Genomic DNA, 16,177 nt, shown 5'->3' with positions numbered 1-16,177 from the left:
CACCATGCCACACGGGCTCTACCTGCAGCGGACCGGGGAGGCGCGGCGAGGGCCGGTCCACAAGAGTGGACCGGCCCCCGAAACGGAAGGTGACGCCGCTACCGGATGAAGTCCGCAGCGCCGGTGGCCAGGTCGAGCAGCGGCGCCGGAGCGACGCCGAGAACCAGGGTCGCGAGTACGCCGATCACCAGCGCCGCCGAGGTCATCGCGCCCGGCACCGTGACGGTCGGGGTCGAGTCGCCCGGCTCGGAGAGCCACATCATCACCACGACCCGCAGGTACGGGAAGGCCAGCACCATGCTGGTCAGCACACCGGCGATCACCAGCCACACCTGACCGCCGTCGAGAGCCGGAGCGAAGACGGCGAACTTGCTGGTGAAGCCGCTGGTCAGCGGGATACCCGCGAAGGCCAGCAGGATGAAGGTGAACACCGACGCGTACCCCGGCGAGCGGCGGCCCAGCCCGGCCCAGCGGGACAGGTGGGTGGCCTCCCCGTCGGCGTCCCGGACCAGGGTCACCACGGCGAACGCGGCCAGCACGGTGAAGCCGTACGCGACCAGGTAGAACATCGTGCCGGAGAGCCCGTCACGTCCTGGGGAGAGCACGCCGACCAGCAGATAGCCGGCGTTGGCGATGGAGGAGTACGCCAGTAGCCGCTTGATGTCGGTCTGGGTGACCGCGAGCACGGCGCCGACCAGCATGGTGAGCACCGCCACCGTGCCGAGCACCGGCGTGAAGTCCCACCGTGCGCCCTCGAACGCGACGTGGAACACCCGCAGCAGGGCGCCGAACGCGGCGACCTTCGTGCAGGCCGCCATGAAGCCGGTCACCGGAGTGGGCGCCCCCTGGTAGACGTCGGGCGTCCAGACGTGGAACGGCGCGGCGGCGGCCTTGAACAGCAGGCCGATGGCGACCAGGGCCATACCGGCGAAGAGCAGCACCGGGCTGGCCGTCGAGTTGGCCACGGCGGCGTTGAGGGTGGCGAAGTCCACGCCCGCCTGACGGTCGCCCAGACCGGCGCTGAAGCCGTAGAGCAGCGCCAGACCGAACAGGAAGAACGCCGAGGCGTACGCGCCGAGCAGGAAGTACTTCATCGCCGCTTCCTGGCTCAGGATCCGCCGACGACGAGCCAGCGCGCAGAGCAGGTAGAGCGGCAGCGAGAAGACCTCGAGCGCGATGAACATGGTCAGCAGGTCGTTCGCCGCCACGAAGATCAGCATGCCGCCGATGGCGAACGTGGTCAGCGGGTAGACCTCACCGGCACCACCGGCCTTGGCCGCCTGCCGCCGGTCGTCCGGCGAGTCGGCGGTGATCGCGGCCTGGGCCACGAACGCCCCGCCCCGCTCCACCGCCCGGTCGCCCATCAGCAGCAGCGCCACACCGGCCAGGGCCAGGATCGCGCCCTGGAGGAACAGCGTGGGGCCGTCGATCGCGATCACCCCGATGGTGATCACCCGCTTGTCGGAGTTGAACACCACCATGGTCAGCGCGGCGAGCACCGCCACCAGGGCCAGCGGAAGCTGCACGGGGTGCCGCAGCCGACGCGGCACGAAGGCCTCGACCAACACCCCCAGCACCGCCGCGCCCAGCATGATCAGGATCGGCGCGAGTGCCGCGTAGTCGATCGGCGGCAGTACGAACTCGTTCACCGAGTCAACCTTTCGTTCGCGACTGCGCTGTCTTGTGCCCGCGACTGCGGGGCTCGCTCCGCTCTCTCCTCGCGCGGGCGACTGGAGTTCGCGAGCTCACTCCTCGCGCTCACCGGCTGGCCTCCTGGACGTTGCCTGCCGTCGGGGCCGGGTCGGTCCGGCCGACGTCCTCCATGGTCGCCTGAACCGCAGGGTTGATCACGTCGGTGACCGGCTTCGGGTAGAAGCCGAGCAGCACGATCAGCGCGATCAGCGGGGCGACCACGACCTTCTCGCGCAGGTTGAGGTCGCGCTTCATCGCGTCGATCTGGGTCAGCGCCGGATTGAGCGTGCCCTGCGTGGTCCGCTGCACCATCCACAGCACGTACGCCGCCGCCAGGATGATGCCCAGCGTGGCGATCACCGCGACCGGCTTGTTCACCGTGAAGGTGCCGATCAGCACCAGGAACTCGGAGACGAACGGCGCGGTGCCGGGCAGCGCCAGCGAGGCGAGACCGGCGAAGAACAGCACCCCGGCCAGCACCGGCACCAGCTTGCCGGCACCACCGAAGTCGCTGATGAGCGCCGAACCCCGGCGCGCGACCAGCATGCCGACCACCAGGAAGAGCAGGCCGGTGGCGAGGCCGTGGTTCACCATGTAGAGCACCGCACCGGTACCGGCCTGGGTGGTGAAGGCGAACAGACCCACGCCGATGAAGCCGAAGTGCGCGATCGACGTGTACGACACCAGTCGCTTGAGGTCGTTCTGCCCCACCGCCAGCAGAGCGGCGTAGATGATGCCGATCACCGCGAGGCCCAGCGCCCACGGCGCGAACCACTGGGCGGCGTCCGGGAACAGCGGCAGGCAGTACCGGATGATGCCGAAGGTGCCGACCTTGTCCAGCACGCCGACCAGCAGCGCGGCGGCACCGGCCGGGGCCGCGCCACCGGCGTCCGGCAGCCAGGTGTGGAACGGGAAGAACGGCGCCTTGATCGCGAACGCGACGAAGAACCCGAGGAACAGCCAGCGTTCCGCACCGGTGGAGATGTCCACCTGCGACAGCGCCACCCAGTCGAAGGTCTTGCCGCCGACCACCCAGAGGCCGATCACGGCGGCCAGCATGAACAGACCGCCGACCAGGGAGTAGAGGAAGAACTTGACCGCCGCGTACTGCCTCTGGTGGCCGCCGTAGCTGCCGATCAGGAAGTACATCGGCACCAGCATGACCTCGAAGAACACATAGAACAGGAAGACGTCGGCGGCGGCGAAGACACCGAGCATCGTGCATTCGAGGACGAGCAGCAGCGCGAAGTAGACCGGCACCGAGCGCTTCGAGGACTCGGCGTCGTGCCAGGAGGCCAGGATCACCAGCGGCACCAGCACCGCGATCAGCATCAGCATGACCAGCGCGATGCCGTCGGCGGCGAACGTGAAGTTCACGCCCCAGTTCGGGATCCACGGGTACGACTCACGGAACTGGAACCGGTCGCCGTCGACCTGCCAGGTCACCCACATGACCACGGACAGCGCCAGCACCAGCAGCGACCAGCCGAGAGCGACCTGCTTGGCCAGCGTCGGCCGGCTGCGCGGCAGGAGGGCGACCACCACTGCGCCGACCAGCGGCGCCACGGTGAGCACCGAGAGGAACGGGAAGTCGGACATTATGCGGCCTTACCTCCGTCGTCGATGCGCGGTCCGCCGGCGACGGCCGCCTGCGAGACCGTCGGCCTCTTGAGGTCGATCACGCGAACCACCCCGCCTGCACGGCGAGGAACGCGCCCACGATCAGCAGCGCCCCGGCGAGGATCGAGGTGGCGTACGACCGGACGAAGCCGGTCTGCAGCCGCCGCAGTCGACCCGAGCCACCGCCGACACCGGCTGCCAGCCCGTTGACCAGCCCGTCGATGCCCCGGTTGTCCAGGTAGACGAGCGCCCGGGTGAGGAAGATGCCGGGCTTCTCGAAGACCGCCTCGTTCACCGCGTCGGTGTAGAGGTTCTTGCGGGCGGCGGTGACCAGCACCCCGGCCGGCTGCGGCTCGTTGGCCGTGCCGTTGCGGAACAGGAACCAGGCCAGCGCGGCACCGAGCACGGTGACGCCCAGCGACAGCACCACGATCGCCCAGTGCGGCAGCACCGCGTCGTGGTGCGCCTCGGCCGCGCCGAGACCGGCGGTGGCGGTCAGCCAGTCCGGTACGGAGGTGGCCAGCAGCCAACCCGCGCCGATCGAGCCGATGCCGAGCAGGATCAGCGGGATGGTCATCAGCGGCGGGGACTCGTGCGGGTGCTCGATGTCCGTGGTCCAGCGCTTGGGCCCGTGGAAGGTCAGCACGAACAGCCGCGTCATGTAGAACGCGGTCAGCGCGGCACCGAGCACCGCGGCCCCGCCGAACAGCCAGGCCGTCCAGCCGTCCCGCTCGAAGGCGGCGGCGATGATCGGCTCCTTCGAGAAGTAGCCGGAGAACGGGATCATGCCGATGATGGCCAGCCAGCCCGCCCCGAAGGTGAGCCAGGTGATCTTCATGTACTTCGACATGCCGCCGAAGCGGCGGATGTCCACCTGGTCCTTCATGCCGTGCATGACCGAGCCGGCACCGAGGAACATGTTGGCCTTGAAGAAGCCGTGCGCCAGCAGGTGCACGATGGCCAGCGCGTACGCGGCGCCGCCCAGGCCGACACCGAGGAACATGTAGCCGATCTGGCTCACCGTCGACCAGGCCAGCACCCGCTTGATGTCGTCCTTGGCGCAGCCGATGATCGCGCCGATCAGCAGCGTCAGCGCACCGACGCTGACCACCACCAACTGCAGCGTCGCGTTGGCCGAGAAGATGATGTTGGACCGGGCGATCAGGTAGACACCGGCGGTGACCATCGTCGCGGCGTGGATGAGCGCCGACACCGGGGTCGGACCCTCCATGGCGTCCGGCAACCACGCCTGGAGCGGGAACTGACCGGACTTGCCGGCCGCGCCGAGCAGCAGGAGGATGCCGAGCACCAGCACGGTGCTGCCGGCCAGTGCGCCGACCCCGTTGAACACCTCGTCGTACTGGGTGGTGCCCAGGGTGGCGAACATGATGAAGATGGCGATGGCCAGACCGGCGTCGCCGACCCGGTTCATCAGGAACGCCTTCTTGCCGGCGGTGGCCGCGGCCGGCTTGGTGTTCCAGAAGGAGATCAGCAGGTACGACGCCAGACCGACGCCCTCCCAGCCGAAGTAGAGCATCACGTAGTTGTTGCCGAGGACCAGCAGCAGCATGGCCGCGACGAACAGGTTGAAGTAGGCGAAGAACCGCCGACGACCCGGGTCGTGCGCCATGTACTCGACCGCGTACAGGTGGATCAGGAAGCCCACGCCGGTGATCAGCAGGACGAAGACCCCGGCCAGCGGATCGAAGAGCAGTCCGAAGTCGACGTTGAGGTTGCCGACCGCGATGAAGTCCCAGAGGCTGAGTTCGACGGACTTGTTCTCCAACCCGCGCAGGTTGAAGAAGTAGGTCAGGCCGAGCAGGAAGGCGGCACCGACGGCGGCCACGCCGAGCCAGTGCCCCCACCGGTCGGCGCGCCGGCCGAGCAGCAGCAGGACCATCGCGCTGACCAGCGGGATCGCCACCAGCAGCCAGACGCTGCTCAGCAGCCCGTCGGCCGTCGCGTACGAGACGGTCTCGGCCGGAGCAGCCTGGGCGTACGTCACAATTTCGTCCACCGGTGGGCCCCTCTAGTACTTCAACAGGTTGGCGTCGTCGACGCTGGCGGAGCGCCGGGTGCGGAAGATCGCCATGATGATGGCCAACCCGACCACGACCTCGGCCGCCGCCACCACCATCACGAAGAACGCCATGATCTGGCCGTTCAGGTCACCGTTCATCCGGCTGAAGGTGACCAGCGCCAGGTTGGCCGCGTTGAGCATCAGCTCGACGCACATGAACAGCACGATCGCGTTGCGCCGGACCAGCACCCCGGCCGCGCCGATGGTGAACAGCACCGCGGCGAGGACGAGGTAGTAGTTCGGTTCGACGGAGAAGAAGTCACTCACTTCTCAGTGCCCTTCAGGGTGGTCTCCTCGGCGGCCAGCTCACGCACCGGAAGGATGTCGGGCGTGCTCCGGTCGCTCAGTCGGCCGTCCGGCAGGCGCGCCGGAGTGGCCACCGACGAGGAGGTGGCGAAGACACCCGGGCCGGGCTTCGGACCGGGGTAGTTGCCGGGCGCGAAGCGGGCCTTCATGGTGGCCACCTGGTCGCGCTTGTCCTCCTTGCGCCGCTCGATGTGCGCCAGGATCATGCCGCCGATGGTGGCGGTGATCAGCAGCGCTGCGGTCAGCTCGAAGGCGAAGATGTAGTCGGTGAAGAGCAACCGGGCGATGCCCTGCACGTTGCCGCCAGCGTTGGCCTCCTCCAGACCCACCGCCACGGTGTCCTGGGTGGCCCGGTAGACCCCGCTGCCGAGCAGCGCGGCGAAGCCGACGCCCAGCCCGATCGCCGCGATCCGCTGACCCCGCAGCACCTCGATCAGTGAGTCCGAGGCGTCCCGCCCGACCAGCATCAGCACGAACAGGAAGAGCATCATGATCGCGCCGGTGTAGACGATGATCTGCACCATGCCGATGAACGGCCCGGCCTGGAGCACATAGAACACGCCCAGGCTGAGCATGGTCAGCACCAGCCAGAGCGCCGAGTGCACCGCGTTGCGGGCCGCGACCATGCCGATCGCGCCAGCCAGCGCCAGCGGGGCGAGGATCCAGAAGGCCACCGACTCACCGCCGGAGACCGCACCCGCGGCGAGCACCGTCGAGGTGGTCATGCCGTCTCTCCCTTGTCCGCCGCAGCCCGCTGGGCGGCCTGCTCGGCACCGGGGAAGGTGACGCCCGGGTGCTCGTCGACCTGGTAGTGCCCCGGCCCCATCGGCGAGCGCTCGGCGCCGGCCGAGGTGCCCGGGTTGGTCAGGCTGCCGATGTAGTAGTCCTTCTCGCTGTCGCCCAGACGCATCGGGTGCGGCGGCTGCTCCATCCCCGGCAGCAGCGGCGCGAGCAGCTGCTCCTTGGTGAAGATCAGGTCCTGCCGGTTGTCCCGGGCCAGCTCGTACTCGTTGCTCATGGTCAACGAGCGGGTCGGGCACGCCTCGATGCAGAGCCCGCAGAAGATGCAGCGGGCGTAGTTGATCTGGTAGTTGCTGGCGTACCGCTCACCCGGCGAGAAACGCTGTTCGTCGGTGTTGTCGCCACCCTCGACGAAGATCGCGTCCGCCGGGCAGGCCCAGGCGCACAGCTCACAGCCGATGCACTTCTCCAGGCCGTCCGGGTGCCGGTTGAGGATGTGCCGGCCGTGGTAGCGCGGCGCCGGCTTCGGCGGGGTGAAGGGGTAGTCGGTGGTGACGACCTTCTTGAACATGTGCGAGAAGGTGACCCCGAAGCCCTTGAACGTTCCGGTGATCGCGCCCACGTCACACCTCCTCAGAGTCCTGGCCGGCGGGAACGTTGGCCGGCTCCCGCTCGGCGACCATGCGCCGGGTACGCGGGCTCGGGGGTACCTGCAGATCCATTGGCGGCAGCGGGAAGCTGCCCTGCGGCCGGTTCTCGACCTGCTCGGCGACGGTCGGCTTCGACTGCGGCTTACGGCTCGGCCAGAACATCGCGGCGAGCAGCACGATCCCGGCCGGGATACCGATGGCCCACAGGCGACCCGTGGTGTCCCAGTCGCCGATGGTGCGGTACCAGCCCAGGACCACGATCCAGACCAGGCTGACCGGGATCAGCACCTTCCAGCCGAGGCGCATGAGCTGGTCGTAGCGGAGCCGGGGCAGCGTGCCCCGCAGCCAGACGAAGACGAACACCAGCAGGATGACCTTGCCGAAGAACCAGAGCAGCGGCCACCAACCGGAGTTGGCACCCGACCAGAGGCTGATCGGCCACGGCGCGTACCAGCCGCCCAGGAAGAGGGTGACGGTGAAGGCCGACATGGTCACCATCGCCACGTACTCGCTGAGCATGATCAGCGCGAACTTCAGCGAGCTGTACTCGGTCATGAAGCCCGCCACCAGCTCCGACTCCGCCTCCGGCAGGTCGAACGGCGGCCGGTTCGTCTCACCGACGATGGAGATGAAGAAGACGATGAAGCTCGGGAACAGCAGCAGCGCGTACCAGCCGGGCGCCCAGACGTCGACGCCGAAGAGGTTCACCTGCGTGCCGGTGCCCTGTGCGGCCACGATCTCCGAGGTGGACATCGTGCCGGCGAGCATGAACACCGCCACGATGGACAGCCCCAGCGACACCTCGTACGAGATGAGCTGGGCGGTGGACCGCAGACCACCGAGCAGCGGGTAGGTCGAGCCGGAGGCCCAGCCCGCCAGCACGATGCCGTAGACCGCCAACGACGAGAAGGCGAGCACCACCAGCACCGCCACCGGCACGTCGGTGACCTGCAACGGCGTCTGGTGGCCGAAGATGCTGACCATCGGGCCGAAGGGGATCACCGACAGCGCGGTCACCGCGCAGATCACCGAGATGGCCGGCGCGAAGAAGTAGATGACCTTGTCTGCCGACTTGGGGAGGATGTCCTCCTTGAAGGCCATCTTCAGGCCGTCGGCGAGCGTCTGCAGCAGACCGAAGGGGCCGAGCTGGTTCGGGCCCGGCCGGACCGCCATCCGCCCCACCACTCGCCGCTCGAACCAGACGCCCAGCAGCGTGCCGAGCAGGGCGACGACGAAGGCAAAGACGATCTTGCCAAGCACCAGCCACCACGGGTCGTGACCGAAGTCGGTCAGCGACGGCGCCTGGGCGAGGAGCGAGTGACTCACTGGGCCCACCTTTCGTTCCCGACTGCGGGGCTCACTCGCTCCGCTCGTTCACTCCTCGCACTCACTGGTGACCCCCGGAGGAGTTGAGCAGCGGGCCCGAACGACCCGCCGCGTCGGCGGCGACCGGCTCGGCCGTACCGGGTGCGGAGACCCGGACCACCGAACCGGAGGTCGCGCCCAGGCTGCGCCGTACCGTCGCGCCGGGCGAGTTGGTGGGCAGCCAGACCACGCCGTCCGGCATCTCGGTGATGGCCGCCGGCAGGGTCAGCGCCCCACGGTCGGTACCCACCGTCACCGGGTCACCGTCGGCGATGCCGAGCGCCTCCGCGCTGCCCTTGCCCAGCCGGACCACCGGCGGGCGGGCGGTGCCGCCCAGGTGCTCGTCACCGTCGATGAGGCTGCCCAGGTCGAGCAGTTGGTGCCAGGTCGCCAGGACCGCCTCGCCGGGCGCGAGGTCCCGGACGGTGCCCGGCGCGACACTCGGGGCGGCCGGACGACCCACCCGGGTCGTCGGCAGGCTGCCCAGCTCGCGGCGCACGGAGAGCACGTCTCCGGTGCCCAGCCGCACGTCCAGCTGGGCGGCGAGCGCGTCGAGCACCCGGCCGTCGGTCATCGCGGCGGTGGTCAGGACCGCGTCGAACGGACGCAGCCGGCCCTCCCAGTCCAGGAAGCTGCCGGCCTTCTCGACCACCGGGGCGACCGGCAGGACGACGTTCGCCCGTCGGGTCACCGCGCTGGCGCGCAGCTCCAGGCTGACCAGGAACGGCACCGCGTCGAGGGCCTGCTCGGCCAGGCGCGGGTCGGCCAGGTCAGCCGGGTCGACGCCGGCCACCACCAGTGCGCCGAGGCGGCCCTCGGCGGCGGCGGCGAGGATGCCGTCGGTGTCCCGGCCGGCCTGGCTCGGGATCACTCCGGCCGGGATGTCCCACGCCTCGCCCAGCTCAGCGCGCGCGGTCGGCTCGGTGACGATCCGCCCACCGGGCAGCAGGTTGGGCAGGCAGCCGGTGTCGACGGCGCCCCGGTCCCCGGCGCGTCGCGGCACCCAGGCAAGCTTCGCACCGGTACGCGCGGCCACCTCGGCGGCGGCGGAGAGCCCGCCGGGCACCGAGGCCAGTCGCTCACCGACGATCAGGATCGCACCCGGGGCGCTCAGCGCCTCGGCGACCGTGGCGTGCTCGGCGAGCACCCCGGCCTCCTCACCCGGCACCACCCGGGCCAGCTTGGCACCGAGCTTCTCCAGGCCGCGGGTGGCGAACGGCGCGATCGCGTACACCTTGAGCTTGTTCTTGAGGTACGCCTTGCGCATCCGCAGGAAGAGGATCGGGCACTCCTCCTCCGGCTCCAGGCCGACCAGCACCACGGCGGGAGCGTTCTCGACGTCGGTGTAGGTGACGTCGGTGCTGCCCGCGACGTTGCTGGCCAGGAAGTCGGCCTCCTCGCGGGAGGCCGGGCGGGCCCGGAAGTCGATGTCGTTGGTGTGCAGCGCGATCCGGGCGAACTTCGCGTACGCGTAGGCGTCCTCGACGGTCAGCCGACCGCCGGTGAGCACCGCCGAGCCCTGACCGCCGTCCCGGGCCGCACGCAGCCCCTCGGCGGCGACGCTGAGCGCCTCGCTCCAGGACGCCTCACGCAGCTCACCGGTGCGCTCGTCGCGGACCAGTGGAGTGGTCAACCGGTCGGTGGCACGGGCGTACTGGAAGCCCCACCGGCCCTTGTCGCAGTTCCACTCCTCGTTGACCTGCGGGTCGTCGCCGGCCAGCCGCCGCATCACCTTGCCCCGACGCCAGTCGGTGCGCTGGGCGCAACCGGCCGAGCAGTGCTCGCAGACGCTCGGGCTGGAGACCAGGTCGAACGGGCGGGCGCGGAAACGGTACTGGGTGCCGGTCAGCGCGCCGACCGGGCAGATCTGCACGGTGTTGCCGGAGAAGTACGAGTTGAACGGCACGTCACCTGCGTCGCCCTCCTCGCCGTACTCCTCGTCCCGGTAGATGTTGATCTCCTCGGCGGACGAACGGTTCATCAGGTCGATGAACTTGTCGCCGGCGATCTCCTCGGAGAACCGGGTGCAGCGCTGGCAGAGCACGCAGCGCTCGCGGTCGAGCAGCACCTGGGTGCTGATCGGCAGCGGCTTCGGGTACTCCCGCTTGTGCTCGTGGAACCGCGAGTCGGTGCGGCCGGTCGACATCGCCTGGTTCTGCAGCGGGCACTCGCCGCCCTTGTCACACATCGGGCAGTCGAGGGGGTGGTTGACCAGGAGCAGCTCCATGATCCCCTCCTGCGCCTTCTTGGCGACCGGGGAGCTGAGCTGGGTACGGACGACCATGCCCTCGGCCACCGTCTGCGTGCAGGAGGCGACCGGCTTGCGCTGCCCCTCCACCTCGACGAGGCACTGGCGGCAGGCACCGGCCGGTGCCAGCAGCGGGTGGTCGCAGAAGCGGGGGATCTCCGTGCCGATCTGCTCGGCGACGCGGATCAGCAGCGCCCCCTTCGGGGCGGTGACCTCGACGCCGTCGATGGTCAGCGTGACCGTCTCGGTCGACTTGGCAACGTCCGTCATTAGTGGGCTCCCACCAACTGCTTGTCGGACAACTTCGGAGCGGTCCGTCCCTCGATGTAGTCGAGGTAGTCCTGCTTGAAGTACTTCAGGGACGACGTCACCGAGCTGGTGGCACCGTCACCCAGGCCGCAGAACGAGCGGCCCAGGATGTTGTCGCAGGTGTCGAGCAGGGTGTCCAGGTCGTCGTGGGTGCCCTGACCGGCCAGGATGCGCCGGTAGACCCGGACCATCCAGTAGTTGCCCTCCCGGCACGGGGTGCACTTGCCGCACGACTCGTGGTGATAGAACTCCAGCCAGCGGTAGGTCGCGTAGACCGGGCAGTCCTGGTCCGAGAAGATCTGCGTGGCCGTGGTGCCGAGGATCGATCCGGCGCCGGCCACCCCCTCGAAGTCCAGCGGCACGTCCAGGTGCTCGGCGGTGAGCAGCGGCGTGGACGAACCACCCGGGGTCCAGAACTTGAGGTGGTGCCCGGGCTGCATGCCACCGGCCAGCTCCAGCAGCTCGCGCAGGGTGATGCCCATCGAGCACTCGTACTGACCCGGGTTGGCGATCCGGCCGGAGAGCGAATAGATCATCGGTCCGGAGGACTTCTCCGTGCCCATGGTCTTCCACCACTCGGCGCCGCCCAGCACGATGTACGGCACACTGGAGATGGTGCCGACGTTGTTGACCACCGTGGGGCTGGCGTACAGGCCGTGGGTCGCCGGGAACGGCGGGCGCAGCCGGGGCTGGCCCCGGAAGCCCTCCAGCGAGTCCAGCAGCGCCGTCTCCTCGCCGCAGATGTACGCACCGGCGCCCGAGTGCACCACCAGGTCCAGGTCGAAACCGGACCCGAGGATGTCGCGCCCGAGGTAGCCCTTGGCGTACGCCTCGTTCACCGCGTTGCGCAGCCGGCGTGCCGCGTGCACGGCCTCGCCCCGGATGTAGATGTAGGCCCGGCTGGCCCGGATCGCGTACGACGCGATGATCACGCCCTCGACCAGCGAGTGCGGGTCGTGCGTCATCAGCGGCAGGTCCTTGCAGGTGCCCGGCTCGCCCTCGTCGGCGTTGACCACGAGGTAGTGCGGCTTGCCGTCGCCCTGCGGGATGAAGCCCCACTTGAGGCCGGTCGGGAAGCCCGCGCCGCCACGACCGCGCAGCCCGGAGTCCTTGATGAGCTGGATCAGGTCGTCCGGGTGCGCCTTGAGCGACTTGCGCAGTGCGGCGTACCCGTCGAGCTTCTCGTAGGTGCCGATCCGCCAGGCGTCCGGCGACAGCCAGCGCTTGGTGAGGACCGGCGTCAGCTTGGCCAGGATCTCCGGCCGAGGCGTGGTCACTTCTGAGCCCCCTTGTCGTTCGCGGAGCCCTGGCCACCGCCGGACGACTCCGCCTCGCTGAGGTTGCGCTCCTGAGCCTCGGCGTCGTCGCCGGCAGGCTTGCCGTCACCGGCGGGTGGGTTGGCCGCCGCACCGGCGGCCTCCGCCGCGCGGGCGTCGCTCGACGCCGGAGGCGACCCGTCGACCGGCACCTTTGTGCCGGGGGCGTCCGGCACCGCCGTCTGGGCGTCCGGCTGCCGGGTCTCGGCGGTACGCACCTGCGGCGACTTGCGGTCCGGCGCGGGTACGTCGGGCGCCGTGGTGCCGGTCGGCGCGGCCTTGGCCGGGGTGGCCGGGGCCGGCTTGTCACCGGCCTTGCCGCTGCGGATCGGGGTGTTCGGGTCGAAGCCCGGCACCGAGATGCCGTGCTGCTCGGCCAGGCGCAGGCCACGCAGGCTCGGCTCGCCCGGTACGCCGTCGGCGACCGCGCCCTCACGCTCGTCGGCGAAGCCGGCGAGCTGCACCGCCATCTCCTTGAGCGTGCAGAGGCGGGCGCCCCGGCTCGGCGTGGGCCGCCCTCCGGCGCGCAGCTCGTCGACCAGACCGACCGCGCTCTGCGGGTCGACGCCGTCGAAGAAGTCGTAGTTGACCGTCATCACCGGGCCGTAGTCGCAGGCGGCCAGGCACTCGGCGTGTTCGAGGGTGATCGTGCCGTCCTCGGTGGTCTCGTCGTGCCCGACACCCAGGTGCTCGGTGAGGGCGTCGTAGACCTCCTGCCCGCCGAGGACGTTGCACATGGTGTTGGTGCAGACGCTGACCAGCCAGTCACCGGTGGGGCGGCGCTTGTACATGGTGTAGAAGCTCGCCACGGCGCCGACCTGGGCCTTGTTCAGGCCGAGCACCTCGGCGCAGAACGCCACTCCGGCCGGGGAGACGTAACCCTCCTCGGACTGCACCAGGTGCAGCAGGGGTAGCAGGGCCGAACGGGACCGGTCGGCCGGGTAACGGGCGATGATCTCCCGCGCCCGAGCCCGCGTCGCATCAGTGAAAACAGTCGTGGTCATCAGCGCCGCCTTCCGTTCGCGACTGCGGGGCTTGCAAGCCCACTCCTCGCGCTCACCGGTCACAACCTCCCATGACGGGGTCCAGCGAGGCACCGCCGGCGATCACGTCGGCGATCAGGCCACCCTCGGCCATCGCCGGCAGTGCCTGGAGGTTGACGAAGCTCGGCTCGCGGTAGTGCACCCGGTACGGCCGGGTGCCACCGTCGGAGACCGCGTGCACGCCCAGCTCGCCGCGCGGCGACTCGATGCCGACGTACACCTGGCCCGGCGGCACCCGGAAGCCCTCCGTCACCAGCTTGAAGTGGTGGATCAGGGACTCCATCGACTGCCCCATGATCTTGGCGACGTGCTCCAGGGAGTTGCCCATGCCGTCGACACCGATGGCCAGTTGCGCCGGCCACGCGATCTTCTTGTCGGCGACCATCACCGGACCCGGCTCGAGCCGGTCCAGCGCCTGCTCGACGATCTTGAGCGACTCACGCATCTCGGCCATCCGGACCAGGTACCGGCCCCAGACGTCGCCGTCGGGATGCGTCGGCACGTCGAACTCGTAGTCCTCGTAACCGCAGTACGGCATGGTCTTGCGCAGGTCCCAGGCCAGCCCGGCGGAGCGCAGCACCGGCCCGGTGACGCCGAGCGCGACACAACCGGTCACGTCCAGCACCGCGATGTTCTTCGTCCGCTCCAGCCAGATCGGCTGGCCGGAGAGCAGGTCCTCGTACTCCTTGAGCCGCTTCGGCAGGAGCTTGAGGAAGTCGCGGATCTTGACAATCGCCTCGTCCGGCACGTCCTGGGCGACACCGCCCGGCCGGACGTACGCGTGGTTCATCCGCAGGCCGGTGATGAGCTCGAAGATCTCCAGGATGTACTCGCGCTCCCGGAAGCCGTAGAGCATCATGTTGATCGCGCCCAGCTCCATCGCCGTGGTGGCGACCCAGACCAGGTGCGAGGAGATCCGGTTCAGCTCCATCATGAGCACCCGGATGGTGTTGGCCCGCTCGGTGATGTCGTCGGTGATACCGAGCAGCTTCTCCACGGCGAGCGAGTACGCCGTCTCGTTGAAGATCGGCGAGAGGTAGTCCATCCGGGTCACGAACGTCGAGCCCTGGACCCAGTTGCGGTATTCCAGGTTCTTCTCGATACCGGTGTGCAGGTAGCCGACGACCGAGCGGGCCTCCCGGACCGTCTCGCCCTCCAGCTCCAGGACCAGGCGCAGCACCCCGTGCGTGGACGGGTGCTGCGGACCCATGTTGACGACGATCCGACCCTCGTTGATCGGGTCGACTCCCGAGACGAGGTCGTCCCAGTCCCCACCGGTGACGGTGAAGACCCGACCTTCGGTGGTCTCGCGCTCGGTGGCGTAGTTGGACGCGCTCACAGTGCCGACCTTTCGTTCGCGACTGCGGGGCTCCGCTTCGCTGCACTCCTCGCGTTCACTGGTACGACCTCCGCTTGTCGGGCGGCGGGATCTCGGCGCCCTTGTACTCCACGGGCACGCCGCCGAGGGGGTAGTCCTTCCGCTGCGGGTGACCCTCCCAGTCGTCCGGCATGAGGATCCGGGTCAGCGCCGGGTGGCCGTCGAAGACGACGCCGAACATGTCGTACGCCTCCCGCTCCTGCCAGTCCGCGGTCGGGTAGACCGAGGTGACGCTGGGCAGATGCGGCTCCTCGGCGGAGACGGCCACCTCCAGCCGCACCAGTCGCCGATAGGTCATCGAGGTGAGCTGGTAGACCACGTGCAGCCGGCGCTCGTCGGCACCGAGGTAGTCCACGCCGGAGAGCGACGAGAGCAGCTCGAAGCGCAGCCCCGCGTCGTCCCGCATCACCTGGCAGACCTCGGCGATCCGCTCCGGGCGGATGTGCAGGGTCAGCTCACCCCGGTCGACGACCACGTTCTCGATCGCGTCGCCGAAGGCCGGGTACGCCTCCTCCAGCGCGTCGTACACCTCGTCGAAGTAGCCACCGAACGGCCGGGGCGAGTCCACGAGCTGCGGGCGCGGGCGGACCAGCCCGCCGAAGCCGGAGACGTCACCGGTGCCCTGGTTGCCGAACATGCCCCGACCGGCGGGCGAGGCCGGCGGGAACTCGGCGGGTGCACCGCTGGTCGACCCGGCCGGCGTCACCGGAACCGGTACGACACCGTCGGTCCGCTTGTCGTCAGTCACTTGATCCCCCCGTACGGGTGGAGGTGGTTCTGGGCCTTCATCCAGTTCTCGATCCGCAACTGCTCCTCGCGGCCCTCGCGGACGGCCTTCGTCCACTCGGCCCGCCGGGCCTTGTCGTTGCGGTACGACGACGGCATCGAGCCGTACGGCACCACCGGCACGTCACCGCGCGCCTCGCGGGCCGCCAGCATCTTGCGGCCGTTCGGACCGAGCGGCTCGTGGCCGATCTTCTCGCGCAGCTTGAGGATCGCGTCGATGAGCATCTCCGGCCGGGGCGGGCAGCCCGGGAGGTACATGTCGACCGGCACGACGTGGTCCACGCCCTGCACGATGGCGTAGTTGTTGAACATGCCGCCGCTGCTGGCGCAGACGCCCATGGAGAGCACCCAGCGGGGCTCGGCCATCTGGTCGTAGATCTGGCGCAGCACCGGGGCCATCTTCTGGCTGACCCGGCCGGCGACGATCATCAGGTCGGCCTGACGGGGCGAGGCCCGGAAGACCTCCATGCCCCACCGGCCCATGTCGTAGTGCGGACCACCGGCGGCCATCATCTCGATCGCGCAGCAGGCCAGGCCGAAGGTGGCACCCCAGACCGACGACTTGCGCGACCAGTTGACGAGCTTCTCCACCGAGGTGAGCAGGACGCCGGCGGGAAGTTTCTCCTCGATACCCATTGCCGTT

13 protein-coding genes are annotated in these 16,177 nt (G+C 69.6%); all 13 read right to left on the bottom strand.

Going from position 1 to position 16,177, the window contains the following annotated elements; all coding sequences use genetic code 11:
* Nucleotides 1–98 precede the first annotated feature (98 nt).
* Nucleotides 99–1,649, bottom strand: a complete 1,551-nt coding sequence (gene nuoN / locus HUT12_RS02500; protein ID WP_131054359.1) for an NADH-quinone oxidoreductase subunit NuoN — start codon at nt 1,647–1,649, stop codon at nt 99–101.
* Between the two features lie 109 nt (nt 1,650–1,758).
* A complete protein-coding gene (locus tag HUT12_RS02495) occupies nt 1,759–3,291 on the bottom strand; it encodes an NADH-quinone oxidoreductase subunit M (protein WP_131054360.1) in 1,533 nt (510 codons plus the stop codon).
* A 79-nt stretch (nt 3,292–3,370) separates the two neighbouring features.
* Nucleotides 3,371–5,329: an NADH-quinone oxidoreductase subunit L gene (gene nuoL / locus HUT12_RS02490; RefSeq protein ID WP_176092346.1), complete on the bottom strand. Its 1,959-nt coding sequence runs from the start codon at nt 5,327–5,329 to the stop codon at nt 3,371–3,373.
* Between the two features lie 12 nt (nt 5,330–5,341).
* Nucleotides 5,342–5,659, bottom strand: coding sequence for an NADH-quinone oxidoreductase subunit NuoK (gene nuoK, locus HUT12_RS02485; RefSeq protein ID WP_013731028.1), 318 nt, complete (start codon nt 5,657–5,659; stop codon nt 5,342–5,344).
* Nucleotides 5,656–6,423: an NADH-quinone oxidoreductase subunit J gene (locus tag HUT12_RS02480; protein ID WP_131054362.1), complete on the bottom strand. Its 768-nt coding sequence runs from the start codon at nt 6,421–6,423 to the stop codon at nt 5,656–5,658. The genes nuoK and HUT12_RS02480 overlap by 4 nt, the downstream gene beginning before the upstream one ends.
* Nucleotides 6,420–7,061 carry an NADH-quinone oxidoreductase subunit NuoI gene (gene nuoI, locus HUT12_RS02475; protein WP_131054363.1) on the bottom strand — a complete coding sequence of 214 codons (642 nt, stop codon included), beginning with the start codon at nt 7,059–7,061 and terminating at the stop codon, nt 6,420–6,422. The genes HUT12_RS02480 and nuoI overlap by 4 nt, the downstream gene beginning before the upstream one ends.
* Before the next feature lies 1 nt (nt 7,062).
* Nucleotides 7,063–8,415 carry an NADH-quinone oxidoreductase subunit NuoH gene (nuoH, locus tag HUT12_RS02470; protein WP_176092345.1) on the bottom strand — a complete coding sequence of 451 codons (1,353 nt, stop codon included), beginning with the start codon at nt 8,413–8,415 and terminating at the stop codon, nt 7,063–7,065.
* A 61-nt stretch (nt 8,416–8,476) separates the two neighbouring features.
* On the bottom strand, nt 8,477–10,972 hold the full coding sequence (locus tag HUT12_RS02465) for an NADH-quinone oxidoreductase subunit G (RefSeq protein ID WP_176092344.1): 2,496 nt from the start codon (nt 10,970–10,972) through the stop codon (nt 8,477–8,479).
* Complete coding sequence (gene nuoF, locus HUT12_RS02460; protein ID WP_176092343.1) at nt 10,972–12,288, bottom strand: NADH-quinone oxidoreductase subunit NuoF; 1,317 nt, start codon at nt 12,286–12,288, stop codon at nt 10,972–10,974. Before nuoF ends, HUT12_RS02465 begins: the two co-directional genes overlap by 1 nt.
* Nucleotides 12,285–13,331: an NADH-quinone oxidoreductase subunit NuoE gene (gene nuoE / locus HUT12_RS02455; protein ID WP_131054078.1), complete on the bottom strand. Its 1,047-nt coding sequence runs from the start codon at nt 13,329–13,331 to the stop codon at nt 12,285–12,287. The genes nuoF and nuoE overlap by 4 nt, the downstream gene beginning before the upstream one ends.
* Before the next feature lie 52 nt (nt 13,332–13,383).
* A complete protein-coding gene (locus HUT12_RS02450) occupies nt 13,384–14,709 on the bottom strand; it encodes an NADH-quinone oxidoreductase subunit D (RefSeq protein ID WP_131054079.1) in 1,326 nt (441 codons plus the stop codon).
* 55 nt (nt 14,710–14,764) lie between these two features.
* A complete protein-coding gene (locus HUT12_RS02445; protein ID WP_176092342.1) occupies nt 14,765–15,496 on the bottom strand; it encodes an NADH-quinone oxidoreductase subunit C in 732 nt (243 codons plus the stop codon).
* Nucleotides 15,493–16,170: an NADH-quinone oxidoreductase subunit B family protein gene (locus tag HUT12_RS02440; RefSeq protein WP_117229654.1), complete on the bottom strand. Its 678-nt coding sequence runs from the start codon at nt 16,168–16,170 to the stop codon at nt 15,493–15,495. Before HUT12_RS02440 ends, HUT12_RS02445 begins: the two co-directional genes overlap by 4 nt.
* Nucleotides 16,171–16,177 lie beyond the last annotated feature (7 nt).

Source organism: Verrucosispora sp. NA02020, from assembly GCF_013364215.1.
Taxonomy (GTDB): Bacteria; Actinomycetota; Actinomycetes; order Mycobacteriales; family Micromonosporaceae; genus Micromonospora.
Note: the sequence above shows the minus strand (reverse complement) of the source record. Positions and strands in the feature narration are given on the sequence as shown.

Bases quoted from the DNA above. Each gene is read 5' to 3' on its own strand.
- HUT12_RS02495 (WP_131054360.1), bottom strand. From the start codon at position 3,291: ATGTCCGACTTCCCGTTCCTCTCGGTGCTCACCGTGGCGCCGCTGGTC.
- HUT12_RS02480 (WP_131054362.1), bottom strand. From the start codon at position 6,423: ATGACCACCTCGACGGTGCTCGCCGCGGGTGCGGTCTCCGGCGGTGAG.
- HUT12_RS02465 (WP_176092344.1), bottom strand. From the start codon at position 10,972: ATGACGGACGTTGCCAAGTCGACCGAGACGGTCACGCTGACCATCGAC.
- nuoE (WP_131054078.1), bottom strand. From the start codon at position 13,331: ATGACCACGACTGTTTTCACTGATGCGACGCGGGCTCGGGCGCGGGAG.
- HUT12_RS02440 (WP_117229654.1), bottom strand. From the start codon at position 16,170: ATGGGTATCGAGGAGAAACTTCCCGCCGGCGTCCTGCTCACCTCGGTG.